The sequence below is a fragment of the Streptomyces sp. NPDC001851 genome, assembly GCF_040297165.1.
Taxonomy (GTDB): Bacteria; Actinomycetota; Actinomycetes; order Streptomycetales; family Streptomycetaceae; genus Streptomyces.
Genome location: NZ_JBEOYR010000002.1, coordinates 279414 through 302499 on the forward strand (window position 1 = coordinate 279414; position 23086 = coordinate 302499).

Consider the following 23086-nt stretch of genomic DNA (forward strand, 5'->3'; position numbering starts at 1 on the left):
AAGCTTCCCCGCCACTGAATCACAGCGCGCTGCTCACTCGGTACACAGGGTCAACAATTCCTGCCTCTTGTGACTCAAGTCACAGAAGAACGTGAACAATTGAGTGGAGTTTCCGCGCTTTCCCCGTGTGTTTACCGAACGCAAGCTTTGCGGATCTGTTCACATGATGCACACGGCGGTCGTCCCTTGGTCCTAGGACCCGGCTCGGCCCGAGGCCCGATGTGGCCCGCGCGGGCCGGAGACTAGCGTTTCCGGCGTGCTGAAGACTCCCTCACCCACCGCCACCGCAGCCACCGGGCATGCTGAGGGGGTGAGCAACGACGAGTTCCGGGCCGCGATGTCCCGACTGGCCGCCGGGGTCGTCCTGGTGACCGCGCAGGAGCCGCCGCTGGACCCGGACGACCCGGGCGCGCCCGGCGTGGAGGACGTCGGCATGACCGCCACCGCCTTCCTGTCCGTCTCCCTCGACCCGCCGCTGGTCCTGGTCAGCCTGCGCGAGGGCTCCCGCATGGACGACCTGCTCGCCGAGCAGCCGCTGTGGGCGGTGTCGGTGCTCGCCGAGAGCCAGCGGCACATCGCGGGCCGCTTCGCCATGAAGGGCCGCATCAGCGACCGTCTGCTCTTCGAGGACATCGCCTATGTGCGCGGCGAGGCCACCGGCGCACCGCTGGTGGGCGGCGCGCTGGCCACGCTGGAGTGCCGCACCGAGCAGCGGGTGACGGCCGGCGACCACACCCTCGTCATCGGCCGCGTCCTGACCGCGCGGGTGCCGAGCGCGGAGGGGGGCCCGCTGCTGTACTTCCGGGGCCGGTACCGGCACGTGGGCTGAGCCCCGGAAATCGCGTGGCCGGGGAGGGAACCGGGTGCCTACGGTGCCCGGATGACACCTCGTCTGGAAGAAGTCACCCCCGCGAACTTCGACGCCGCGACCGGCATCCGGATCCGCCCCGACCAGGAACACGCGGTCCGGCCGGTCGTACAGTCCCTCGCCGAGGCGTACGTGCACCCCGCCGGCGTGGCCTGGCCCCGGCTCATCGTCGACGACGACCGCCCCGTCGGCTTTCTGATGGCCTTCCTCGACATCGACTGGTACGGCGACGGCGGCGTGCGCCGCTCGGGGCTGTGGCGCCTCAACATCGCCGCCGACGCACAGGGACGGGGCTACGGCCGGTTCGCCGTCGACGCCGTGGCCGGCCTGATCCGCGGCCGGGGCGGCACGGAGATGTACGTCTGCTGGCAGCCCGGCGCGGGCGGCCCGGAGGGCTTCTACCTGGGCCTGGGCTTCCGGCCGACGGGGGAGGTCGACGGGGGTGAGACGGTGGGGGTACGGGCCGTGTGAGCCGTGCGCCGGGGGCCGGGTCTCCGCCCGGCCCGATCACCCGCGCCGCCGGCACCGCCCGCCGACCGGCCCGGACCCGCTCGCCCAGCCGGAACCACGCCTCCCGCACCGCCCGTCGTGTGCTGCCGGTCTCACGTCCAGTCGCGGCCCGAGCGGCCCCGCTTGGTCTGCGAGCGCTGCTTCTTCTCCCGCAGCCGGCGTTCGTTGATGCCGCGCGGGATCCGGGTCGGCCGGCGCGGCCTGGGCGGGGGCGCGCTGGCCTCCGCGAGGAGGGAGGCGAGGCGTACGGCGGCGGCCTCGCGGTTGCGCCACTGGGAGCGGTGCTCGGAGGCCCGTACGGTCACCACTCCGTCGACGAGCCTGGTCGCGAGCCGCTGCAGCGCCCGCTCCTTCCACACCGCGGGCAGCGCCTCGGTGCGCGCCAGGTCGAAACGCAGCTCCACCTGCGAGTCACTGGTGTTGACATGCTGCCCGCCGGGCCCGGACGACCGGGAGAAACGCCACATGAGCTCGGCCTCGGGGAGCGGGACGGAGCCACGGATGACGTAAGGACCAGACATGCGTTCCATGTTCCCGGTCGCGCCCGCCCCGCGTCACCTGGATTTCCCCCTTGGTAAAAAAGGTAAAGGGATCCGGAACCGACGGGACCCCCCTCGACGTTCTCCCGGGTGACGGTAGCTTCATCGGCAAGCTCATCGGCACAGATACACAGATATCCAAGGGAAGGGACTCCCAACATGGCTGTAAGCCTGTCCAAGGGTGGCAACGTCTCGCTCACCAAGGAGGCTCCGGGCCTGACCGCCGTCACCGTGGGCCTCGGCTGGGACGTCCGCACCACCACCGGCACGGACTTCGACCTGGACGCCTCGGCCATCGCGGTGAACGGCCAGGGGAAGGTCTACTCGGACGCGCACTTCGTCTTCTTCAACAACAAGCAGACCCCGGACAACTCCATCGTCCACACCGGCGACAACCGCACGGGTGAGGGCGCGGGCGACGACGAGGCGATCAACATCAACCTCGCCGCGCTCCCGGCCGACATCGACAAGGTCGTCTTCCCGGTCTCCATCTACGACGCCGAGAACCGCGGCCAGAACTTCGGCCAGGTCCGCAACGCCTACATCCGCATCGTCAACCAGGCCGGCGGCGCCGAGATCGCCCGCTACGACCTCTCCGAGGACGCCGCCACCGAGACGGCCATGATCTTCGGCGAGCTGTACCGCAACGGCGCGGAGTGGAAGTTCCGCGCGGTGGGCCAGGGTTACGCCTCGGGCCTGGTCGGCATCGCCCAGGACTTCGGCGTGAACGTCTGACCGAGCCCGCCCCGGCAGCGAAGCCCCGAAGCCCCCCGGCCGTCCGGTCGGGGGGCTTCGGCGCGTGCGGGTCATGATCGTCCGGATGTCCCACGGGAGGGCGATGTCTGACAGAATCAGCGGTCTTGGGTCTGCCGGGGGGCGATCCGGCGCTGTCGCCGGGCGTGCGGACCGAACTGGACACGGCGTCCTCGTGGCGCCCATCAGCCCCGGCCTTGTCCGATCACTTCGGATCGATTTCGGGATGATGAGAGCGATACGTGAATCCAGGCCGCTGTGGGTGGCCGGTGCGGTACTGATGGCCGTCGTCTCGGTCGGGGGGTGCGACAGCTCCTCGGGCCCGGACAGCGGCGATGCCGCGAAGAAGCCCGCTCCGGCGGGCCTTTCGGGGACGGAGCCGTCGATTCCGCCGCTCGTCCCGGCGGCCGGTGACCCCTCCGAGCCGGTCGACTTCCAGGGCGGCGGTGCGACCGTCCGGCCCGACGGTTCGATGACGCTGCCACTGGACGCGTATGTCTCGGTGAAGGACGAGCGGACGATCGTCCGCGCCGAGAACGTCCTCGCGCAGCAGTGCATGCGGGACGCGGGACTGAAGCTCCCCAGGGCGCTCGTGCCGGACGACGGACCCGAGCCGCCGGCCCCTTATGTGCTCTACGGCGTGATGGACATGAAGGCCGTCAAGGTCTACGGGTACCGGGAGCCGTCCCCGGAACCGAAGCCCGCGAGCGGCCGGGCGGCCGGTGACGAGGTCACTCCGGCGGTGCAGCGCGCCTACTTCGACGACCCGAAGAGCGGCAGGCTGGGCTGCGAGGGGAAGGCGCGCAGGAAACTCGGCGGCAAGAACCCGCAGACGCTGTTCATGGTCGTCCAGCAGCTGAGGTCGCAGACGCTGAGCGCCACCTTCCAGGACAGCCGGGTCGTGGCCGCGGTCTCCCGGTGGAGTGCCTGCATGAAGAAGTCCGGCTACGACTACGCCAATCCGCTGGCGCCCGCGCACGACCGGAGTCTGCTCGGCCGGGGCCTGCCCGTCCCCAAGGGGGCGACCCTGCCCCCGCCCTCCCCCGCCGAGATCGCGGCCGCCGTCACGGACGTCGAATGCAAACGGACGGCACGGTACGTGCAGACCGCCGCCCTGGTTTCCGCCGCCTATGAGCGGGAGATCATTCAGCAGCGGAGCAAGCAGTTGCAGGAAGCGCGGCGCACTCAGAAGCGGAAGGTGGAATCGGCCGAGAAGATCATAAAGGCCGGCGCCTGACAGGTCGTTGTTCTTTTCCGCGTTCTTTTCCGCAACACCGGGACGGGGTCTGCCGAATGACTCGGCAGACCCCGTCCGATTCCCTTGCCCCGGTCGCTGCGGACTACTTCCAGCGCTGGTTGGAGTTGTTGTAGTCGGTGGAGTTGGCGTAGATGCCGCCGTGGCCCTCGTCGTCCAGGATCCAGCCGGTCTGGCGGTTCTTGAGCTTCCAGCCCGAGGACGTCGAGACCTCGTACCAGCGCTGCCACCAGTTGGACTGGTCACGGCCCTTGCTGCAGTTCTCGGTGTAGACCTGCCGGTAGTAGCCGACCAGGCACATGCCCCAGCCGTTGTACTCGGTGTAGCTGCTGTCGCCGTTGGACTGGTCGTACCACTGGTAGTCGTTCTCGTTCACCCCGGGCATGGCCCAGTCACCCTTGACGGTGCCGCCGGAATTGGCGGTGAGGTAATAGCCGGACTTCACGTTCTTCCACGTCACCCAGCCGTCCGCGGACGCGGCGCCGGACGTGGCGACGAGCAGGGCGGGCACCGCCGCGGCGACCATGAACGCCTTGGCCATTTTCTTCTTCACAAAGACCCCCTCCGTATGACGGCAGACGGGCATGCCGAGTTTTCGGGCATGCCGAAGCCCCCCGTCGATCCGTGATTGGTTAGCAAGATCATCAAGCTGGCTGACAATAACACCCACGGGTGTCATGTCCACAGTTGGAAAACCCCGGGCGTGGCGGCCCATCCGGAACCTCGTAATCCGAATTCCCGCCGCCGGCGAGGGCCGCCCCGTCAGGGGTGGTCCGGCTTGCGGTCGCCGTACAGCCAGTCCTTCCAGATCTCGGTGAAGTCCCGGTGCGGGGCCTTCTTCTCGACGTACGCGGTGAAGTCGGCGGTGCTCACGTTGCCGTACCGGTGCGCGGCGACCCAGCCCTGGATGATGTCGTAGAACGTGTCGTCGCCGACCTTCTGCCGGATCTTCTGCAGGACCATCGCACCGCGCTGGTAGACGGGGCTGTCGGAGATGTGCGCGGCGCTCGACGGCTTGGCGGGCGGGTAGGCCCAGATGGCCTCGTTGTCGCCGTCGTAGAGGTCCGTGAAGATCTGCTGGGCGCTCTTGCCGCCGTGGTCCTCCTGGTACAGCCACTCCGCGTAGGTGGCGAAGCCCTCGTTGAGCCACATGTCCTGCCAGGACTTCGGGGTGACCGCGTCGCCGTACCACTGGTGGGCGAGTTCGTGCACGAGCGTGCCGGTCGCGAGGTGGTCGGCGGGGATGACGGGCCGGTTCTGGGTCTCCAGGGCGTAGTCGGCGGAGCCCGGCCGGTCGACGACCGCACCGGTGGAGGAGAAGGGGTACGGCCCGAAGTTGATCTCCTCCCACCTGATGATGCCGGGGAGCTGCGCGAGCACCTCCTCGCTCGCCTTCGCCTGGGTGGGGTCGACGGCGGTGATGACCGGCAGCCCGTGCGGGCCGGTGCTGCGGGTGATGTCGAAATGGCCGACGGCGACCGTGGCGACATAGCTCGCCATGGGCTGGGCGGTGTGCCAGTGGTAGGCCGTACGGCCGCCCCTGGTGGACTGGTCCGTCAACTCGCCGTTGGAGACGGCCTGGAAGCCCTTGGGGACGGTGACGGTGATGTCGTAGGAGGCCTTGTCGGAGGGGTGGTCGTTGCCGGGGAACCAGGCCATGGAGCCGACGGGTTCGCCGAGGCCGAGGGCGCCGTCGGCGGTGGGCAGCCAGCCCTCTTCGGAGCCGTCGGGGTCGGTGAGCGTGCGCGGGGTGCCCGAGTAGCGGACGACCGTGCGGAAGGTCTCGCCCTTGCTCAGGTCGTCGTGCGGGCGGACGGTGAGTTTCTGGCCGGCGCGGTTGAAGCGGGCCTTCCTGCCCTCGACGGTGACCGATTCGACGTCCAGCCCGGCGAGGTCGAGGCCGAAGGCGGACAGGTCCTGGGTGGCGCGGGCGGTGATGACCGCCGTACCGGCCAGACGGCGGGTGGCGGGGGTGTAGTCCAGGGCGAGGTCGTAGTGCCCGACGTCGTAGCCGCCGTTGCCGGCCTTCGGGAAGTACGGGTCGCGTACGCCTGCGGCACCCGGCGTGCCGTGCACTCCGCCGCCGCACGCGGTGCCGGTGAGGGCGAGCAGGACGGCTACGGCCGGCACGAGGCGCACGGGTCTGGGCATGCCAGAGATCTTATGCGCCGAGGCTCGTACCGGGCATGACACCATCTCTCCCGTGCTCGACATCGGCTATGCCCTCTCCAACCGGTTCCCCGACCCCCCGCAGACCGACTACCGCCGCGCGGACGTCCATGCGCTGCGGCACGACCTGTTCTGCGGGGACGTCTATCTCGCCGACACGAAAACGGACCGGGAGATCTCCACAGCCTGGGGATGGGTGCCGGTGCTGGACTTCGCGTGGGCGCTGTGCGACATCGTGGAACGGCTGGACCGTGATCCGATGGGCTCCCGCGCCGCCCGGCCGCAGCGGGCGGAGCTGGACTTCACCGAGTCCACCGACCGGATGCTCTTCGAGCGCCGCTTCGGCTGGGTGGACATCACCGCCGACTGGGTGCCGGCCGAGGAGCCCCCGCTGTCCTTCTCCCACACCGCACTGCGCCGCGAGGCCCGCGACTTCCTGCACGATCTGATCGCGGACCTCACCGACCTCCATGAGGACCTGTCGGACAACCCGGCGATCTGGACCCTGCAGGCCCGCTTTCCCCGCGTGCCGTAGGGACGTAGGGCCGCGGCAGAGCCCTCGCGGGGGCTACTCCACCCGGATCCCCAGCTCCGCCGCCAACACCGGTGCCAGATCCAGCAGTTGTCCCGTGCTGATCACCGCCCCCGACAGCCGGTCCAGGCCCCGCACGATCTCCAGCGGAGCCGCCCCGCGCAGGTCCACGTCCGTCAGCGTGGCACTGCCGAAGTCGGCCTCTCTCAGTGCGCAGTCCACGAACTCCACCCGCTCCAGGCTCGCGCCCGCGAAGTCCGGCTCGACCAGCACGCAGGACTCGAAGACGACGTCCTTGAGGCGGGCCTCGCGCAGATTCAAGTAGTCGATCTTGCCGCCGCGCACCACGACCCGCTCCAGGACGGCGCCGTGCAGCTGGGTGCCGCCCAGCCGGGCGTCGATCAGCTCGACGTCCCGGAACGTGGACTCGGCGAGATGCGTGCCCACCCCGCGCAGTCCCGTCAGGACCGAGTCGAGCACTCTGGCCCGGCCCAGCGCCGTACCGTCCACCGTGCAGCCCGTCAGCGCGCAGTCCATGAACCGCGCGCCCACCCCGTCCTGCCCGGTGAGGTCCGCGTCCCGGAACTCCAGCCCGTCATAGTCACCGTCCGGCCGCAACCCGCCGTCCGGCCACGGCTCCAGCGGCGGCAGCCGCAGCTCCGGCCGTCGCGCACCCTTCACCCCTGCCCGGCCCGCCGACCGGCCGCCCGTCGCTCTCCTCGCCATGCCCCCATGCTGCACCCCGCCACTGACAATCCCCCTGACCTGGGAAACGCCGACCGGCCGGGGCACCGGTACCGGAATCAGTGACCCGAGCCCAGCGCCGCCAACGCCCCGTCCGTGAGCCGGTACACCGTCCACTCGTCCTGCGGACGGGCACCGAACGCCTCGTAGAAGCCGATCGCGGGCCGGTTCCAGTCGAGCACCGACCACTCCAGGCGCGCGTACCCGCGCTGCACACAGATGCGCGCCAGCTCCGTCAGCAGCGCCCGCCCGTGCCCGGCGCCGCGCGCACTCGGCCGCACGTACAGGTCCTCCAGATAGATCCCGTGCACCCCGCGCCAGGTGGAGAAGTTCAGGAACCACAGCGCGAACCCGACCGGCTCACCGCTGGCGTCGTCCACCGCGACATGCGCGAAGGCCGCCGGCTGCTCCCCGAACAGCGCCTCCCGCAGCTGCTCCTCAGTCGCCCGCGCCTCCTCCGGCGCCTTCTCGTACTCGGCCAGTTCACGGACCAGGGCATGGATGAGGGGGATGTCGGCGGGGGTGGCGGTACGAATCATGCGGGGAGGCTAACCGGGGCCGGCCCGCCGCGGCACGCGGGTTTCACCAGGTGGGAAGCGCTTCCTCGCGGAGGCCATTTCACGCGGGCGGCACTCCCCAGGCAGGCCCTGTCCCGCGGGCGGCGCCCCCCACGGCCCCCGTCATGCAGCCGACCTCCCCCACCGCACGCCCCGTCACGCCGTGCGCAGTCTCCGGGCGAGTTCCAGTTGGCGTTCCTCCAGCGGTCGGCCGTCCTCCACGTCCCACAGGGCGTTCTGCAGGAGCCGGCCCAGCGTCCAGGCGCGGGCCCGCTCCCGGTCCAGGCCGAGTACCTCCGTCATCGCGTCGAAGCGCCGGCGGACCTCGGCCGCCTCGAAGCGGTTGTCCAGCGCGGGCCACAGCTCGAAACCGGGGTCGCCCGCGAGCGGCTTGGGATCGATGGCGAGCCACTCGGCGCGGTCGGCGGCGAGGACGTTCTCGAAGTGCAGGTCCCAGTGCAGCAGCCGGTCGCCGGGCTCGGCGGCCACCTCGCGCACGGCGGCCGCGCAGTCGGCGACCATACGGCGGCTCCGAACGTCGGGGATGCGCTCCAACGCCCACGGGGTCCGCTCCAGCATCGCCTCGGCGATGTCACCGAGCCGGCGCATGCCCGGCGGCGCCGGGAACGACGTCAGATGGGCCAGCAGCCGCGCGACGACCAGGACGGCCTCGTGCGTGTCGGCCACGGCGGACAGCATCCGGGACGGGTCCAGCCGCTCCAGGAGCATGGTGCCCGTCGCCGGGTCGTGGTCGAGGAGCCGTACGGCCCCGTCGCCGTCCCACACCCGCAGCGCGACCGGCTCGCCCGCGCTCTCCTCGTCCAGCAGCTGCAGCTTCAGGACCGCGGGACCGCCGTCCGCGCGGACGACCGGCAGGACCAGCGCGCTGACACCGTTCATCGAGGGGCCGTCCAGCCGCAGCCCCCAGCGGTCCAGGAAGGCCGCCGCGAGATCCGGCAGCCCGTCGACGAAGGCCCGGCCCGCCGCGCCGTTGTACCTCTCCTGCGCTTCCACCAGATCGCCGGGTATGTCAATCACATACCGGACGATACCGACGTGCGTGAATCGGTTCATGCGAATTATCCGGGGCCCCGGCGGCGTGCGGGCGTACCTCCGCAGCGCCCCCGGCACATACGTGTGGCTGGCGATCCTGTTCGTCACGACCGTCGCCCTGCACCACATGTCGCCGGAGTTCGAGCAGCACTTCCTGCGGCAGCGGTCGACCAACATCCATGAGCTGTCCCGCAACCCGGTCCGGGTGCTGGTGGCCAGCGCCATGTGGATCGACAGCGGCCACTGGATCCCGTACGCCGCGCTGTACACGGTGTTCCACGCACCGGCCGAACGCTGGCTGGGCACCGCCCGCTGGCTCGCCGCGTGCGCGCTGGCGCACGTGCTGGCCACCCTCGCCAGCGAGGGCGCCCTGCTGTTGGCGATCCGGGACGGCATCGCCCCGCACTCGGCGGTCAACACCCTGGACGTGGGCGTGAGTTACGCGCTCGCCGGGGTCATCGGGGTCCTCACCTACCGGATCGCCACCCCCTGGCGGTACGCGTACCTGCTGGCGGTGCTGGCCCTCTTCGGGCTGTCGCTGGCCGTGGGGCGGTCCTTCACCGAACTCGGCCACTTCGTCTCCGTACTGATCGGCCTGGCCTGCTACCCCCTGGCGAGGTGCCGCGGAAAAGCATGGAATCCGAAGGAGACACTGGCCGCGCTCAGAGGTTAACGTCCCCGCCATGAGCAGCTCGGCAAGCAGTGTCGTCAACGGCGGGATCTCCTTCTGGTACGCGGACGACGGCCTCCCCGCGGTCCGGGAGCCACTGTCCGGGGACGCGTCGGCCGACGTCGTCATCGTCGGCGGCGGCTACACCGGCCTGTGGACGGCGTACTACCTGAAGAAGGCCGCCCCCTTCCTCCGCATCACCGTCCTGGAGCAGAAGTTCTGCGGCTACGGCGCCTCCGGCCGCAACGGCGGCTGGCTCTACAACGGCATCGCCGGCCGCGACCGGTACGCCAGGCTGCACGGCCGCGACGCCGCCGTACGGCTGCAGAAGGCGATGAACGACACCGTGGCCGAGGTCGTCGCGGTCGCCGAGGCCGAGGGCGTCGAGGCGGACGTGCACCGCGGCGGCGTCCTCGAAGTCGCCACCACCCCGGCCCAGTTGGCGCGCCTGAGGGCCTTCCACGAGCACGAGCTGTCGTACGGCGAGAAGGACCGCGAGCTGTACGGCGCCCGGGAGACGGCCGAGCGGATCCGCGTCGCGGACGCGGTCGGCTCCACCTGGACCCCGCACGGCGCCCGACTGCACCCGGTGAAGCTGGTCAAGGGCCTGGCGGCCGTGGTGGAGGCGCTGGGCGTCACCGTCCACGAGTGCACCCCGGTGACGGAGATCCGCCCCAAGCACGCCGTCACCCCGTACGGCACCGTCCGCGCCCCGTACATCCTGCGCTGCACGGAGGGCTTCACGGCGGCGCTGAAGGGCCAGAAACGCACCTGGCTCCCCATGAACTCCTCCATGATCGCCACCGAGCCGCTGACCGAGGACCAGTGGGCGGCGATCGGCTGGGACGGCCGCGAAACCCTCGGCGACATGGCCCACGCCTACATGTACGCGCAGCGCACCGCCGACGGCCGGATCGCGCTCGGCGGGCGCGGGGTGCCGTACCGCTTCGGGTCCAGGACGGACAACGACGGCCGTACGCAGCCGGCGACCATCGAGGCCCTGCACGAGATCCTGACCCGCTTCTTCCCCGCCCTGGCCGGCGTGCGTGTGGAACACGCCTGGTCAGGAGTGTTGGGCGTGCCCCGCGACTGGTGCGCCACGGTGACCCTCGACCGCTCCACCGGTCTCGGCTGGGCCGGCGGCTACGTCGGCTCCGGCGTCGCCACCGCCAACCTGGCCGCCCGCACCCTGCGCGACCTGGTCCAGCAGGACTCCGGCCAGGGCGGACGCACCGAGCTGACGGACCTGCCCTGGGTGAACCACAAGGTCCGCAAGTGGGAACCGGAACCCTTCCGCTGGCTCGGCGTGCACGGCATGTACGCCACCTACCGCACCGCCGACCAGCGCGAACGCCTCCACCCGGGAACGGAGTCCTCGCGCCTGGCGAAGGTGGCGGACCGGGTTGCGGGCAGACACTGAGCGCACACGGCAAACGGCCCCGGACGAGGAGTCCGGGGCCGTTGCGCAGACGAGCCCCCTGTCGGATTCGAACCGACGACCTTCGCTTTACAAGAGCGGCGCTCTGACCAGCTGAGCTAAGGAGGCCTGCGCGGGCGCGCCCGTGCAGTGTACCCACGTCCGGGCCCGCTCTTGTCGAAAATCTCCGCGAAGTTCACCAGGGCCCGGCTACTGACAGAACGAGTGAACGCCAGGTACCGTCCTGAGCCAGTTCGCGCAGTTCACCTGTGTGGACCACACCACCACCTTCCTACAACGGATCGTCCGGCACGTTCCTGCCGGTAGAAGGGGGCCCATTCACCATGGCCACTGTCACGTTCGACAAGGCGACCCGGATCTACCCGGGTTCCACCAAGCCCGCCGTCGACGCGCTCGACATCGCGATCGAGGACGGCGAGTTCCTCGTCCTGGTCGGCCCGTCGGGTTGCGGGAAGTCCACCTCGCTGCGGATGCTCGCGGGTCTGGAGGACGTCAACGGCGGCGCCATCCGCATCGGTGACCGCGACGTCACGCACCTGCCGCCCAAGGACCGGGACATCGCCATGGTGTTCCAGAACTACGCGCTCTACCCGCACATGACGGTCGCCGACAACATGGGCTTCGCGCTCAAGATCGCGGGCGTCAACAAGGCGGAGATCCGGCAGAAGGTCGAGGAGGCCGCGAAGATCCTCGACCTCACCGAGTACCTGGACCGCAAGCCGAAGGCGCTCTCCGGCGGTCAGCGGCAGCGTGTCGCCATGGGCCGCGCGATCGTGCGCGAGCCGCAGGTCTTCCTCATGGACGAGCCGCTGTCCAACCTGGACGCCAAGCTCCGGGTGAGCACCCGTACGCAGATCGCGTCCCTGCAGCGCCGGCTCGGCATCACCACCGTCTACGTCACCCACGACCAGGTCGAGGCCATGACGATGGGCGACCGGGTGGCCGTGCTCAAGGACGGTCTGCTGCAGCAGGTCGACTCGCCGCGGAACATGTACGACAAGCCCGCGAACCTCTTCGTCGCCGGCTTCATCGGCTCCCCGGCCATGAACCTGGTCGAGGTCCCGATCACCGACGGCGGCGTGAAGTTCGGCAACAGTGTCGTTCCCGTCAACCGGGAGGCGCTGACGGCCGCCTCGGACAAGGGCGACCGCACGGTGACCGTCGGAGTCCGGCCCGAGCACTTCGACGTGGTCGAACACAACGGCTCCGTCGCCGCCTCGCTGTCCAAGGACACCGCGGACGCGCCGGCCGGTCTCGCCGTCTCCGTGAACGTCGTCGAGGAGCTGGGCGCCGACGGCTACGTCTACGGCACCGCCGAGGTCGGCGGCGAGGTCAAGGACCTGGTGGTCCGCGTCAACGGCCGCCAGGTGCCGGAGAAGGGCTCCACCCTGCACGTGGTGCCGCGGCCGGGCGAGATCCATGTGTTCTCCACGTCCACGGGTGAGCGCCTCTCCGACTGAGCAGCGCGTTTGCACCCAGGTTGACGAAAGGGGCCCCGCGGAGTGCCGCAGGGCCCCTTTCGTGTGAGACGCAGCCCGGATATATCCCGGCACAGCGATCATTTCGGGCGTGGCGCGTCAACCCCTTACCCAGAAAAATGCGGCATCCCATCGCCCGAAAGGGTGACTAAATGTCGCCAAATCATTACCCCGCGCTACCCTCACACGCGTGAAGCACTCCACCACTCCACAGACGCGACGCGGCCACCGGGGCGGCCCTGCCCGCCGGATCGGCCGCACTCTCGCCCTCGTCCTGCCCGTCGTCCTGGTGCTCTCCGGGACCCTCGCGGTCACCCGGGTCAACTGGACGGGGAGCCCCTCCAGCTCGGCGCTGGCCGCTTCGGACGTCTCGTCGGCCGCGCTGTCCGCCAAGACGGCCTCCCGCGCCCCGCAGGACGTGCTCCGCGACCGGCTGGTCACCGAGCTGCAAAAGAAGGACCCGGGGGCCGTCCTGACCGACCTCCAGCGGGCCGTCAACGGCCACCCCTCGCTGGCCAAGCACTGCGCCTCCATCGCCCGCTCCCTCGGCCAGGCGGCGGCGCGCATGTACGGCGTTCCGCGCGCCCAGTCCTACGCACGCCCGGTGTGCGACACGTCGTTCGCCTCCGGCGTCCTCGCCGCGCGCGGCTGACGGCTCCTCAAGGAACGCGCCGTTGCCGGCCGGTCCGGGCGGGGCGCCACGTACAGTGCGGTCATGACCCATCCGAACGCCGCGTCGCGCCCCACCCAAGCCGTGGTCCTGGCCGGTGGCCAGGGCTCCCGGCTGCGTCCCTACACCGACGACCGGCCCAAGCCGATGGTCGAGATCCCCGGCACGGGCACTCCGATCATCGGCCACCAGCTGACCTGGCTCGCCGAGGAAGGCGTGACCGACGTCGTGGTCTCCTGCGGCCACCTCGCCGACGTCCTGCAGAAGTGGCTGGACTCCGCCGACCTGCCCGTCTCCGTCACCACCGTGGTGGAGGCCGAACCCCTCGGCCGTGGCGGCGGCCTCAAGTACGCCGCCGCGCACCTTCCCCGCCCCGACCGGCCCTGGTACGCCACGAACGGCGACATCTGGACCCGCTTCTCCCTGCGGGACATGGCCGACTTCCACACCGAGCGGGACGCCGTCGCGACCCTGGCCCTGGCCCGGCCGCGTATCCCCTGGGGTGCGGTGAAGACCGACGGGTTCGGGCACATCACCGACTTCATCGAGGCTCCGCCGTCGACGTTCGAGATCAACGCGGGTGTGTATGTCTTCTCGCCCGAGTTCGCGGAGTTGCTGCCCGAGCGGGGGGATCACGAGCGGACGACGTTTCCGGGGCTGGCCCGGGAGCGGAGGCTTTTCGGGTTCCCGATTCCCCAGGGGGCGTACTGGCGGGCCATCGACACGGCGAAGGACCTGACGGAGGCGGCCAAGGAGCTGGCGGCCTCGGGTCGCTGACAGTTCCGCGAAGACGGTCGAGTGCCGGCTGCGGGTGCGTCGTGGTTGCTCGCGCAGTTCCTCGCGCTCCTGGGCAGGTTCCGGCCTCGGCATCGAAACGGCCTCGGCATCGAAAAGGCCCCGTACCTCCACTGGTACGGGGCCTTCCTTCTTGCAGCGGTTAGCCGAGCAGGCCGCCCACCAGGCCCTCCTGGCCGCCGGACGCGTTGCCGCCGGAGCTGCTCGAACCGCCCGAGGACGAGCTGCCCCCGGTCGACGTGCCGCCGGTGCCGGTGGGGCCGGCCGTGGTGCTGGGGGCGCCGCCGGTCGGGGCGGACTGGCGGGGCGGGGTCTGGCCCATGGTGCCCTGGGTCTGGCTGGGGGCCGCGGTCGTACCGCCGGCGGCCTTGGTCGCGCCCGGGGTCGTCGCCGCGCCGGACGGGCTCGCGCCGGCCGTGGCGCCGCCCGTGGGCGAGCTGGAGGCCGGTGGTGTCTTCTTGTTCCGGCTGCCGGTGTTCTGCGGGAGCGGGGAACCGGGGAGGTTGTTGCGGGGGGCCTCGCCGGGGCCGGGGACGACCACGCGGCTGGAGTCGCGGACGGCGCCGCCGAGCAGGGAGCCGACCAGCAGGGTGAGGCCGACCGTGACGACGGTGATCAGCGCGCCGCGGCGCAGGACGTACTGGCGCAGGTCCCAGATGTCGGCGCGGGGTCCGAGGCGGCGCCAGGCGCTCGCCGCGATGCGGCCGTCCACGGAGTAGACGGGGGCACCGGCGATGATCAGCGGGGACCAGGCGGCGAGGTAGATGATGTCGGGGGCGTCGTAGGCGGGGACCGTCTCCCAGCTGACGGTGACGATCAGCGCGGCGGAGAGCAGGGCACCGACCACCGCGGCCACCCGCTGCCAGCAGCCCAGCACGGTCAGGACACCGACGACCACCTGGAGGAACGCGATGACCAGGCCGGAGCCGACCGGGTGGTGCAGGGCGAACTGGCGCAGCGGTTCGGCCACGTCCCACGGGTGCAGGGTGTTGAGCCACTTGACCATGGACCCGCGCTTGCCGCCGTCGAAGTAGACGGGGTCGCACAGCTTGCCCATGCCGGCGTAGATGGAGATGAAGCCCAGGAAGATGCGCAGCGGGAGCAGGACCACGCCGAGGTTCATCCGGCGGCCGGGGTAGTAGGCGTGCCGGGACGGGTCGTCCGCGTGGCGCCGGGTGCCCCGGGCGGTGTCGGGCTCGGACGCGTCGTCGTAGCCGTCGTCGCCGTCGCGGTCCTCGTAGCCGTCGTGGTCGTCGTGACCGTCGTACGGCTCCCGGTCGGCGTCCTGGTAAGGGGGGTCGTCATAGGCGCCGCTCACCGTGCGCATGTGCGGCAGCAGGCGGGTGCCGTCGGCGTCGGGGGCGGTGCGCTGGTGGCCGACGACGGGGGTCTCGACGGTCTGGTCCAGCTCGTCGTAGGTGTCGGCGTAGCCGGTCTGGACGCGCGGGATGACCTGGGTGGCTCCGGCCTCGGGCTCTTCGGCGTGGCGGACGCTGCTGCCCCGCACGGCCTGGAGGAGCCGGTGGGCGCCGGTGTCGTCGGGGGCGGACTTGCCGCTCCACACGACGGGGCGGCGTCGGCCGGTGGTGCCGGCCCCGCCCGCGGCGCCCACGACGGGCATGCGGGAGCTGTCCTGGGCGGCACTCAGGAGCCGGGCGATCCGCGGGGATTGGGCGCGCCTCGCCGACGCGCCCAGCTGCACGCGGAAGCTGACGTGATTGACGATGACCTGCGCCGGATCGCTCGGCACCTTCACCATGCTCAGCGCGGGAGCGTCGTCGTATCCCGACGAGCGGTCCCCCGTGGGTGTGCGGGGTGTTCTGGTGTCCACACGCATCTAACCGAGTGACGTGGTGTTAGGACACTGCTTTGACGGGGCTGATGTGTCCGGACCCCGTCAAAGCCGCCTCGAACGCCATATGGGCGCCGGAATTCCCCCGCCCGGGTGAAGCTGCGGACGGTTGTTCAGCTCCGCCTGCTGGCCGCCTCGTACAGGACGATGCCGGCCGCGACACCGGCGTTGAGCGACTCGGCGCCACCCGGCATGGGGATGCGCACGCGGAAGTCGCAGGTTTCGCCGACGAGGCGGGACAGGCCCTTGCCCTCGCTGCCGACGACGATGACGACGGGGCCCTCCAGCGCCTCCAGGTCACCGAGCTCGACTTCGCCGTCCGCCGCCAGGCCGACCACCGTGACGCCGGCCTTCTTGTAGGCCTCCAGGGTCCGGGTGAGGTTGGTGGCGCGGGCGACCGGGGTGCGGGCGGCCGTACCGGCGGAGGTCTTCCAGGCGCCGGCGGTCATGCCGGCCGAGCGGCGCTCGGGCACGACCACGCCATGACCGCCGAAGGCGGAGACGGAGCGGACGACCGCGCCGAGGTTGCGCGGGTCGGTGACCCCGTCCAGCGCGACGACCAGCGGGTCCTCGCCCTCGTCGGCGGCGGCGTCGAGCAGGTCCTCGGGGTGCGCGTACTCGTACGGCGGGACCTGCAGGACCAGGCCCTGGTGGTTGAGGCCGTTCGTCATGCGGTCCAGCTCGGGGCGCGGGGCCTCCATCAGGTTGATGCCGCCGCGCTCGGCGGCGAGCTGGAGGGCCTCGCGGACGCGCTCGTCGTTGTCGATGAACTGCTGGACGTAGAGGGTCGAGGCGGGGACGCCCTCGCGGAGCGCCTCGACGACCGGGTTGCGGCCGACGACCAGCTCGGAGGCCGACTTGCCGCCGCGGCCCCGGGCCACGGGGCGGCGCGCGGCCTGCTTCGCCTTGGCCGTGGCGATGCGGTTCTTCTTGTGGCCCTTGCGCATCTCGGCGGGCGGGGTCGGCCCCCTGCCCTCCAGGCCCTTGCGCCGCTGGCCGCCACTGCCGACCTGCGCGCCCTTCTTGCCGGACATGCGACGGTTGTTCGCGGCCATGACCTACCTGTTCTCTGCGAAAAAGTGTGCGTACGTCTATGCAGTGTGCCGCCCGGGGGGCCGGGCGGCACAATCGATCAAGGGCCGGTGCTCAGCGCGGGCCCAGGGTCCAGCGCGGGCCCTGCGGGCTGTCCTCGATGACCAGGCCCGACTGGCCCAGCTGGTCGCGGATGGCGTCGGCGGTGGCCCAGTCCTTGCGGGCGCGGGCGGACTCGCGCTGGTCGAGGACCAGGCGGACGAGGCTGTCGACCACGCCGTGCAGATCCTCGGCCTGGCCGGACTCCCCCGCCCACTGCGCGTCGAGCGGGTCCATGCCGAGGACGCCGAGCATGGCCCGCACCTCGGCGAGCCGGGCCACGGCGGCCTCCTTGTCGTCGGCGGCCAGCGCGCTGTTGCCCTGCCGGACGGTGGTGTGCACCACGGCGAGGGCCTGCGGGACACCCAGGTCGTCGTCCATCGCCTCGGCGAACGCGGGCGGGACCTCGGCGGCCGGCTCGACGGCCTTCCCGGCCAGCTCGGTGACCCGCTGCACGAAGCCCTCGATCCGCGCGAACGCCGACTCGGCCTCGCGCAGCGACTCCTCGCTGTACTCGATCATCGAGCGGTAGTGCGGGGTGCCCAGGTAGTAGCGCAGCACGACGGGCCGCCACTGCCTGACCATCTCGCTCACCAGCACGCTGTTGCCGAGCGACTTGGACATCTTGTCGCCGGCCATGGTCACCCAGGCGTTGTGCACCCAGTACTGCGCGAAGTCGTCGCCGTAGGCCTTGGCCTGGGCGATCTCGTTCTCGTGGTGCGGGAAGATCAGGTCGAGTCCGCCGCCGTGGATGTCGAAGGCGGAGCCGAGGTACTTGTGCGCCATCGCCGAGCACTCCAGGTGCCAGCCGGGCCGGCCTTCTCCCCAGGGCGTCGGCCACGTCGGCTCACCCGGCTTGGCAGCCTTCCACATCGCGAAGTCACGCGGGTCCCGCTTGCCCGTCTCGCCCTCGCCGGACGGCTGCAGCAGGTTGTCCAGCTCCTGCCGGGACAGCTGGAGGTAGGACGGGAAGGACCGTACGTCGAAGTAGACGTTGCCGTCGGCGGCGTAGGCGTGCCCGCGCTCGATGAGGCGCTGCATCATCTCGACCATCTCGGTGATGTGGCCGGTGGCGCGCGGCTCGTACGTCGGCGGCAGGCAGCCGAGCGCGGTGTAGCCCTCGTTGAAGGCGCGCTCGTTGTCGTACCCGATCGACCACCAGGGCCGGCCCTGCTCATGGGCCTTGGCGATGATCTTGTCGTCGATGTCGGTGACGTTCCGGATGAACGTCACCTCGTAGCCGCGGTACTGGAACCAGCGGCGCATGATGTCGAAGTTGAGCCCCGAGCGGATGTGCCCGATGTGCGGTGCCGCCTGCACGGTGGCGCCACACAGGTAGATCGAGACACAACCCGGCTTGAGCGGGGTGAAGTCACGGATCTGCCGGGCGCTGGTGTCGTACAGGCGAATGGTCACCACTCCAGGGTAGTGGGCGCGAGAGGGTGCCTCACGCCCCTTCCCCGCAATGCCGGGGCCTCACAGCATCCCGAGCACCTTCCGCGGGCTGATCCGTACGACCACCCGCTGGGCGTCCTGGGCCGAGGCGGGGTTGAAGTCCGCGTACTTCTTGCCGGTGTACTTCTCGCTCAGTTCGTCGATGAGCTCCGGGCCGCCCTCGGTCGTCATCGCGGCGGTGCCGCGGATCTCGGCGTACTCGTAGGGCTGGTCGGGGTTCATCACGACGACCGTCACCCGGGGCTCGCGGGCCAGGTTCTTGTACTTGCGGCGGTCGACCGTGGTGGAGAAGAGGAGGTCGTCGCCGTCGCGCTTCACCCAGACCGGTGACAGCTGCGGGCTGCCGTCGGGCTGGACGGTGCCGACGACGATGAACACCTTGCCGTCGAGCAGGGACTTCAGGCGGTCGGACAGTACGGCGGACATGGGCACCCTCCGGAGTCCAGGGATCACTGGTGGTCGTGGGGGTACCCTCGCACGCCCTCAGCCCGACCGCACCACGAGTGCGGTCGCCACCGCCATCAGCCCCTCCTCGCGGCCCGGGAAGCCGAGGCCGTCCGTGGTGGCGCCGGAGACGGAGACGGGCGCGCCGGCCGCCTCGGAGAGGATCTTCTGGGCCTCGTCGCGCCGCTTGCCGATCTTCGGGCGGGGGCCGACCACCTGGACGGCGATGTTGCCGATGGTGAAGCCGGCCTCGCGGACGATCCGGGCCGCCTCGGTGAGCAGGGTGGTCCCGGAGGCGCCCGACCACTCGGGGCGGCCGGTGCCGAAGTGCTGTCCCAGGTCACCGAGTCCGGCGGCGGAGAAGAGGGCGTTGCATGCGGCGTGGGCGACGACGTCCGCGTCGGAGTGCCCGGCCAGGCCGGGCCCCTCGCCCTCCCACTTCAGGCCCGCGCACCACAGGTCGCGGCCCTCCTCGAAGGCGTGGATGTCGGTGCCGATGCCGACCTGGGGGAGGATCAGCGGCCGCTCAGAAGCCATCGTTGAGCCTCCTGCGGGCGAGGACCGCCTCGGCGAGGACCAGGTCGAGCGGGCGGGTGACCTTGAAGGCCTCCTCGTGACCGGGGACGGCGACGACCGTCAGGCCCAGCTGTTCGACCATGCTCGCGTCGTCGGTGACGCCCGCGGTGACGGTCTCGTGGGCGCGGACCAGGGTCGCGCGGTCGAAGCCCTGGGGTGTCTGGACGGCGCGGAGGCGGGCCCGTTCGGGGGTGGCGACGACCGGTTCCGGGTCGCCGGCGACGGCCGCGGGCTCGACCTCCTTGACGGTGTCGGCGAGCGGCAGCGCGGGGACGACGGCGGGGGCGCCGTCGCGTACGGCCTCGATGACCGCGTCGACCGTGTCGACCGGGACCAGGGGGCGGGCCGCGTCGTGGACGAGGACGACGCCGTATGCGGGCGGCAGCGCGTCCAGGCCGAGCCTGACCGATTCCTGCCGGCTGTCCCCGCCCGGGACGACCAGGAAGTCGGTGCGCTCGGGGAGCGCGTGTGCGTCGAGGAGGGATTTGACCTCGGCGGCGCCGTCCGGCGGGGCCACGACGATCACCAGGGAGACATGGCGGGACGCGGCGAGCGCGCGGACCGCGTGGATCAGCATGGGTGTGCCGTTCAGCGCGCGCAGCGCCTTGGGGGCGCCCGGACCGAGGCGTACGCCCCGTCCGGCGGCGGGAATCACGGCGGCGACGGGGGCCGGCGCGGGTGAAGGGCGCGATTCGTCAGACATCGGTTCCTGTCAGGTTTGTGTGCTCGACCGAGGTGGGTATGGCCTGGAGGAGTGCCGGGCGCGACGCCTTGACCGGACCCTTCCGTGACCCTGGTCGAGCCATCTGCCCGGGCCCGGCACATCAAGCAGGGGGGCCGCTTGCTTCTCGGGGCTTTCCGAAGAGCGGGGCTTTCCGAAGACCACGGTAGAGCCCGGAGAACGGGGAAGAGCAGGGGCGAGCGGGGCTTTCCGGGATCCGGCGCCCTGAGTACGGACGCGCGGGTACGAACATGCCGCAGCGCCCGGCGACAGGATCAGTGTCATCGGGCACCGCGGCATTTACCGTGCTGTGCGTGGCGGAAGCGAGGGATCGCTGCCGTGGCGCGTCAGGAGGCGAGCACCTCGTCGAGCAGGGCTTCGGCCTTGTCCTCGTTCGTGTTCTCCGCGAGAGCCAGCTCGCTCACCAGGATCTGGCGGGCCTTGGCGAGCATGCGCTTCTCGCCGGCGGACAGTCCGCGTTCGCGCTCGCGGCGCCACAGGTCACGCACGACCTCCGCGACCTTGATGACATCGCCGGAGGCGAGCTTCTCCAGGTTTGCCTTGTAGCGACGCGACCAGTTCGTGGGCTCCTCGGCGTACGGCGCGCGCAGCACCTCGAAGACCCGGTCCAGCCCGTCCTGACCGACCACATCACGTACGCCGACGAACTCCGCATTGTCCGCTGGCACACGTACCGTCAGGTCACCCTGGGCGACCTTCAGCACCAAGTAGGTCTTGTCCACGCCTTTGATCTGGCGAGTTTCGATGGCCTCGATCAGCGCGGCCCCGTGATGGGGATAGACCACGGTGTCGCCAACCTTGAACGTCATGTGACAGGTACCCCTTCCGTGGCTATCCAGGGTAACACGGATACGGCGTCTTCTGAATGGCGTTTTCGCAGGTCAGGGCATATCTCGGGGCTTGACAACTGCGACAGGAACGTGCTTCCCGGGCCCGGCGGAACGAGGAATTCGCAGGTCGGAGGGGCTCTTCGGGCGAGGAGAAACGCGTACGGTACACACTTCCGGAGCCGCCTCCAACCGGAGGAACATCCCGTTTTGTCCGGTTCCAAGCGTGCGACTTCCGCTACTCCGTTCGGTGACCCGAGGCCGATCCGAGCCGATTCCGGAATTGATCAACGACCGTCGGGCAGGGGGGAGCGCGATCAATATCGAGGTCCGTCGCACATTCCTTCACGGAAATTTTGCGAGCGGTTATGTGAATGGCGGACGAGCGCCCGGCAAAGTGACTGGAGGGTCAGTTGTGACCAGAGTGACGAGCGTTCCGCGGTACCCCCAGCAGGAGGGAAGCGGGAGGCTCGGGGAGGGTCGGGTGCGGGCGCCCGGGAACGGCTCGGTAACCTAAGGCCGCTGACAGACACTTAGGGTGGCTTTATAAGGGGAGCCGCCCGCGCGTTCAAGGAGTTGCCGCCGCCGTGAGCAGCAGCCTTCGACGCGGCGCCCTCGCCGCCTCCGCCATCGTCTTCTCGATCGCCTCGCTCGCCGCCTGCGGCGCCGGAAACAACTCGCAGACCCTGGAAGTCAAGCCGGACAACGCGGCGACCAGCGTCGGCGACATCAAGGTCCAGAACGCCCTGGTCATCACCCAGCCCGACCTGAAGTCGACGGGCCCGGCCGTGATCTCCGCGACCCTGTTCAACATGGGCAAGGACCCGCAGACCCTCCAGTCCATCGCCATCCCGGGCAGCAGCGAGACCGTGAAGCTGACCCCGGCCAAGGGCGGCGACCTGACCGTCCCGGCGCACGGCTCCCTGGTCATCGGCGGCAAGGGCAACGCCTCCGCCGAGATCCCCAACGGCCGCCAGTCCGTCCAGGACGGCAACGCGCAGAAGGTCACCTTCACCTTCAGCACGACCGGTGACGTGAGCCTGCGCGCCTACGTGGTGCCGGCCACCAGCTACTTCGACAAGTGGGGCCCGAGCCAGATCCCGTCCGGCCCGGCGACGAACTCCCCCGCGCCGGGCGCCTCCGCGAGCGGCAAGCCGCACAAGAGCGGCAAGACCGGCCCGTCGTCCTCCCCGAGCGACACGGCGAGCGGCACCGCGAGCACCGGCGCCACCCCGAGCGACTCCGCCTCCCAGTCGGCGGCCGGCCGCTGAGCACCGAGGTGTGAACGAAGGGCGGCACCCCTGCGCGGGGTGCCGCCCTTCGTCGTAGCGCCGTGCGTACGGCCTACGGCCTACGGCTCGAACTTGTACCCCAGGCCGCGCACCGTCACCAGGTACCGAGGCGCGCCCGGGTCCGGTTCGATCTTGGCGCGCAACCGCTTGACGTGGACGTCGAGGGTCTTGGTGTCGCCCACGTAGTCGGCGCCCCAGACGCGGTCGATGAGCTGCATGCGGGTCAGCACCCGGCCGGCGTTGCGCAGCAGCATCTCCAGCAGGTCGAACTCCTTGAGCGGAAGGTCGACCTTGGAGCCGCCGACCGTCACCACGTGGCGGTCGACGTCCATACGGACCGGGCCCGCCTCCAGCGCGGCCGGGGTGACCTCCTCCGGCTCGCCCCGGCGGCGCAGCACGGCCCGGATACGGGCCACCAGCTCGCGCGAGGAGAAGGGCTTGGTGACGTAGTCGTCGGCTCCTATTTCCAGGCCGACGACCTTGTCGATCTCGCTGTCCTTGGCCGTCACCATGATCACGGGGACGTTGGAGCGGCCGCGCAGCTGGCGGCACACCTCCGTGCCGGGCAGGCCCGGCAGCATCAGGTCGAGGAGGACGAGGTCGGCGCCGTTGCGCTCGAACTCGTCGAGTCCGTCGGGGCCGGTGGCCGCCACGGCCACCTCGAAGCCCTCCTTGCGGAGCATGTACGACAGGGCGTCGGAGAAGGACTCCTCGTCCTCGACGACGAGCACTCGGG

General features: G+C 70.8%; 25 protein-coding genes and 1 tRNA gene. 11 read left to right on the forward strand and 15 right to left on the reverse strand.

Annotated elements, in window-relative coordinates:
* Positions 1-337 precede the first annotated feature (337 nt).
* Both ABT171_RS04285 and ABT171_RS04290 read left to right on the forward strand, forming a co-directional pair.
* A complete protein-coding gene (locus tag ABT171_RS04285; RefSeq protein WP_503073730.1) occupies positions 338-829 on the forward strand; it encodes a flavin reductase family protein in 492 nt (163 codons plus the stop codon).
* A 51-nt stretch (positions 830-880) separates the two neighbouring features.
* On the forward strand, positions 881-1339 hold the full coding sequence (locus ABT171_RS04290; protein WP_351239636.1) for a GNAT family N-acetyltransferase: 459 nt from the start codon (positions 881-883) through the stop codon (positions 1337-1339).
* A gap of 131 nt (positions 1340-1470) precedes the next feature.
* Here ABT171_RS04290 and arfB read toward each other — a convergent pair whose 3' ends face one another.
* Positions 1471-1908, reverse strand: coding sequence for an alternative ribosome rescue aminoacyl-tRNA hydrolase ArfB (arfB, locus tag ABT171_RS04295; protein ID WP_351239638.1), 438 nt, complete (start codon positions 1906-1908; stop codon positions 1471-1473).
* Between the two features lie 168 nt (positions 1909-2076).
* On the opposite strand from arfB, the gene ABT171_RS04300 reads away from it, so the two are divergent.
* Positions 2077-2652, forward strand: a complete 576-nt coding sequence (locus tag ABT171_RS04300) for a TerD family protein (RefSeq protein WP_351239640.1) — start codon at positions 2077-2079, stop codon at positions 2650-2652.
* A gap of 247 nt (positions 2653-2899) precedes the next feature.
* Positions 2900-3907, forward strand: a complete 1008-nt coding sequence (locus tag ABT171_RS04305; protein ID WP_351239642.1) for a hypothetical protein — start codon at positions 2900-2902, stop codon at positions 3905-3907.
* Positions 3908-4010: 103 nt separating this feature from the next.
* Here the strand turns inward: ABT171_RS04305 and ABT171_RS04310 are convergent, their stop codons facing one another.
* Both ABT171_RS04310 and ABT171_RS04315 read right to left on the reverse strand, forming a co-directional pair.
* Complete coding sequence (locus ABT171_RS04310) at positions 4011-4478, reverse strand: ricin-type beta-trefoil lectin domain protein (RefSeq protein ID WP_351239644.1); 468 nt, start codon at positions 4476-4478, stop codon at positions 4011-4013.
* A 209-nt stretch (positions 4479-4687) separates the two neighbouring features.
* The gene (locus ABT171_RS04315) at positions 4688-6076 is read right to left on the reverse strand and encodes a M1 family metallopeptidase (RefSeq protein ID WP_351239646.1); all 1389 of its coding nucleotides are present in this window, start codon (positions 6074-6076) and stop codon (positions 4688-4690) included.
* Between the two features lie 52 nt (positions 6077-6128).
* On the opposite strand from ABT171_RS04315, the gene ABT171_RS04320 reads away from it, so the two are divergent.
* Positions 6129-6629: a hypothetical protein gene (locus ABT171_RS04320; RefSeq protein WP_351239922.1), complete on the forward strand. Its 501-nt coding sequence runs from the start codon at positions 6129-6131 to the stop codon at positions 6627-6629.
* Positions 6630-6662: 33 nt separating this feature from the next.
* On the opposite strand, the gene ABT171_RS04325 is transcribed toward ABT171_RS04320, so the two are convergent.
* The 3 genes from ABT171_RS04325 to ABT171_RS04335 form a co-directional block, all read right to left on the reverse strand.
* Complete coding sequence (locus tag ABT171_RS04325; RefSeq protein WP_351239648.1) at positions 6663-7352, reverse strand: pentapeptide repeat-containing protein; 690 nt, start codon at positions 7350-7352, stop codon at positions 6663-6665.
* A gap of 77 nt (positions 7353-7429) precedes the next feature.
* A complete protein-coding gene (locus ABT171_RS04330; protein ID WP_351239650.1) occupies positions 7430-7909 on the reverse strand; it encodes a GNAT family N-acetyltransferase in 480 nt (159 codons plus the stop codon).
* A gap of 174 nt (positions 7910-8083) precedes the next feature.
* Complete coding sequence (locus ABT171_RS04335; protein WP_503073523.1) at positions 8084-9001, reverse strand: aminoglycoside phosphotransferase family protein; 918 nt, start codon at positions 8999-9001, stop codon at positions 8084-8086.
* Between ABT171_RS04335 and ABT171_RS04340 the strand changes: the two genes are divergently transcribed.
* Complete coding sequence (locus ABT171_RS04340) at positions 9000-9653, forward strand: rhomboid-like protein (RefSeq protein ID WP_351239654.1); 654 nt, start codon at positions 9000-9002, stop codon at positions 9651-9653. The genes ABT171_RS04335 and ABT171_RS04340 overlap by 2 nt on opposite strands.
* 10 nt (positions 9654-9663) lie before the next feature.
* Complete coding sequence (locus tag ABT171_RS04345; protein WP_351239656.1) at positions 9664-11070, forward strand: NAD(P)/FAD-dependent oxidoreductase; 1407 nt, start codon at positions 9664-9666, stop codon at positions 11068-11070.
* 52 nt (positions 11071-11122) lie between these two features.
* Here the strand turns inward: ABT171_RS04345 and ABT171_RS04350 are convergent.
* Positions 11123-11196 (reverse strand) — tRNA-Thr (locus tag ABT171_RS04350).
* 215 nt (positions 11197-11411) lie between these two features.
* Here ABT171_RS04350 and ABT171_RS04355 point away from each other — a divergent pair.
* From ABT171_RS04355 to ABT171_RS04365, 3 genes are all read left to right on the forward strand, one after another.
* Positions 11412-12548 carry an ABC transporter ATP-binding protein gene (locus tag ABT171_RS04355; protein WP_351239658.1) on the forward strand — a complete coding sequence of 379 codons (1137 nt, stop codon included), beginning with the start codon at positions 11412-11414 and terminating at the stop codon, positions 12546-12548.
* A gap of 208 nt (positions 12549-12756) precedes the next feature.
* The gene (locus ABT171_RS04360) at positions 12757-13218 is read left to right on the forward strand and encodes a hypothetical protein (protein ID WP_351239660.1); all 462 of its coding nucleotides are present in this window, start codon (positions 12757-12759) and stop codon (positions 13216-13218) included.
* Positions 13219-13281: 63 nt separating this feature from the next.
* Positions 13282-14013 carry a nucleotidyltransferase family protein gene (locus ABT171_RS04365; protein WP_351239662.1) on the forward strand — a complete coding sequence of 244 codons (732 nt, stop codon included), beginning with the start codon at positions 13282-13284 and terminating at the stop codon, positions 14011-14013.
* A 160-nt stretch (positions 14014-14173) separates the two neighbouring features.
* On the opposite strand, the gene ABT171_RS04370 is transcribed toward ABT171_RS04365, so the two are convergent.
* From ABT171_RS04370 to ABT171_RS04400, 7 genes are all read right to left on the reverse strand, one after another.
* Positions 14174-15868: a DoxX family membrane protein gene (locus ABT171_RS04370; RefSeq protein ID WP_351239664.1), complete on the reverse strand. Its 1695-nt coding sequence runs from the start codon at positions 15866-15868 to the stop codon at positions 14174-14176.
* 128 nt (positions 15869-15996) lie between these two features.
* Positions 15997-16938 carry a 23S rRNA (guanosine(2251)-2'-O)-methyltransferase RlmB gene (gene rlmB / locus ABT171_RS04375; protein ID WP_351239666.1) on the reverse strand — a complete coding sequence of 314 codons (942 nt, stop codon included), beginning with the start codon at positions 16936-16938 and terminating at the stop codon, positions 15997-15999.
* 91 nt (positions 16939-17029) lie between these two features.
* Entirely contained in the window at positions 17030-18430 is a 1401-nt protein-coding gene (cysS, locus tag ABT171_RS04380; protein ID WP_351239668.1) for a cysteine--tRNA ligase, read from the reverse strand.
* A 60-nt stretch (positions 18431-18490) separates the two neighbouring features.
* Positions 18491-18895 carry a PPOX class F420-dependent oxidoreductase gene (locus ABT171_RS04385; protein WP_351239669.1) on the reverse strand — a complete coding sequence of 135 codons (405 nt, stop codon included), beginning with the start codon at positions 18893-18895 and terminating at the stop codon, positions 18491-18493.
* A gap of 57 nt (positions 18896-18952) precedes the next feature.
* Entirely contained in the window at positions 18953-19450 is a 498-nt protein-coding gene (gene ispF / locus ABT171_RS04390) for a 2-C-methyl-D-erythritol 2,4-cyclodiphosphate synthase (RefSeq protein WP_351239670.1), read from the reverse strand.
* The gene (gene ispD, locus ABT171_RS04395) at positions 19440-20192 is read right to left on the reverse strand and encodes a 2-C-methyl-D-erythritol 4-phosphate cytidylyltransferase (RefSeq protein ID WP_351239671.1); all 753 of its coding nucleotides are present in this window, start codon (positions 20190-20192) and stop codon (positions 19440-19442) included. The genes ispF and ispD overlap by 11 nt, the downstream gene beginning before the upstream one ends.
* A gap of 365 nt (positions 20193-20557) precedes the next feature.
* Positions 20558-21040, reverse strand: a complete 483-nt coding sequence (locus ABT171_RS04400; RefSeq protein WP_003953493.1) for a CarD family transcriptional regulator — start codon at positions 21038-21040, stop codon at positions 20558-20560.
* A gap of 605 nt (positions 21041-21645) precedes the next feature.
* On the opposite strand from ABT171_RS04400, the gene ABT171_RS04405 reads away from it, so the two are divergent.
* Positions 21646-22329, forward strand: a complete 684-nt coding sequence (locus tag ABT171_RS04405) for a DUF461 domain-containing protein (RefSeq protein ID WP_351239673.1) — start codon at positions 21646-21648, stop codon at positions 22327-22329.
* An 80-nt stretch (positions 22330-22409) separates the two neighbouring features.
* Here ABT171_RS04405 and phoP read toward each other — a convergent pair whose 3' ends face one another.
* Positions 22410-23081, reverse strand: a complete 672-nt coding sequence (phoP, locus tag ABT171_RS04410; RefSeq protein WP_503073733.1) for a two-component system response regulator PhoP — start codon at positions 23079-23081, stop codon at positions 22410-22412.
* Between the last annotated feature and the right edge of the window lie 5 nt (positions 23082-23086).

Bases quoted from the DNA above. Each gene is read 5' to 3' on its own strand.
- ABT171_RS04355 (WP_351239658.1), top strand. From the start codon at position 11,412: ATGGCCACTGTCACGTTCGACAAGGCGACCCGGATCTACCCGGGTTCC.
- ABT171_RS04385 (WP_351239669.1), bottom strand. From the start codon at position 18,895: ATGTCCGCCGTACTGTCCGACCGCCTGAAGTCCCTGCTCGACGGCAAG.
- ABT171_RS04325 (WP_351239648.1), bottom strand. From the start codon at position 7,352: ATGGCGAGGAGAGCGACGGGCGGCCGGTCGGCGGGCCGGGCAGGGGTG.
- ispD (WP_351239671.1), bottom strand. From the start codon at position 20,192: ATGTCTGACGAATCGCGCCCTTCACCCGCGCCGGCCCCCGTCGCCGCC.
- ABT171_RS04285 (WP_503073730.1), top strand. From the start codon at position 338: ATGTCCCGACTGGCCGCCGGGGTCGTCCTGGTGACCGCGCAGGAGCCG.
- ABT171_RS04315 (WP_351239646.1), bottom strand. From the start codon at position 6,076: ATGCCCAGACCCGTGCGCCTCGTGCCGGCCGTAGCCGTCCTGCTCGCC.
- ABT171_RS04365 (WP_351239662.1), top strand. From the start codon at position 13,282: ATGACCCATCCGAACGCCGCGTCGCGCCCCACCCAAGCCGTGGTCCTG.
- ABT171_RS04400 (WP_003953493.1), bottom strand. From the start codon at position 21,040: ATGACGTTCAAGGTTGGCGACACCGTGGTCTATCCCCATCACGGGGCC.
- ABT171_RS04305 (WP_351239642.1), top strand. From the start codon at position 2,900: ATGAGAGCGATACGTGAATCCAGGCCGCTGTGGGTGGCCGGTGCGGTA.
- ABT171_RS04370 (WP_351239664.1), bottom strand. From the start codon at position 15,868: ATGCGTGTGGACACCAGAACACCCCGCACACCCACGGGGGACCGCTCG.
- ABT171_RS04335 (WP_503073523.1), bottom strand. From the start codon at position 9,001: ATGAACCGATTCACGCACGTCGGTATCGTCCGGTATGTGATTGACATA.
- rlmB (WP_351239666.1), bottom strand. From the start codon at position 16,938: ATGGCCGCGAACAACCGTCGCATGTCCGGCAAGAAGGGCGCGCAGGTC.
- arfB (WP_351239638.1), bottom strand. From the start codon at position 1,908: ATGGAACGCATGTCTGGTCCTTACGTCATCCGTGGCTCCGTCCCGCTC.
- ABT171_RS04290 (WP_351239636.1), top strand. From the start codon at position 881: ATGACACCTCGTCTGGAAGAAGTCACCCCCGCGAACTTCGACGCCGCG.
- ABT171_RS04345 (WP_351239656.1), top strand. From the start codon at position 9,664: ATGAGCAGCTCGGCAAGCAGTGTCGTCAACGGCGGGATCTCCTTCTGG.
- ispF (WP_351239670.1), bottom strand. From the start codon at position 19,450: ATGGCTTCTGAGCGGCCGCTGATCCTCCCCCAGGTCGGCATCGGCACC.
- ABT171_RS04330 (WP_351239650.1), bottom strand. From the start codon at position 7,909: ATGATTCGTACCGCCACCCCCGCCGACATCCCCCTCATCCATGCCCTG.
- ABT171_RS04340 (WP_351239654.1), top strand. From the start codon at position 9,000: ATGCGAATTATCCGGGGCCCCGGCGGCGTGCGGGCGTACCTCCGCAGC.
- ABT171_RS04300 (WP_351239640.1), top strand. From the start codon at position 2,077: ATGGCTGTAAGCCTGTCCAAGGGTGGCAACGTCTCGCTCACCAAGGAG.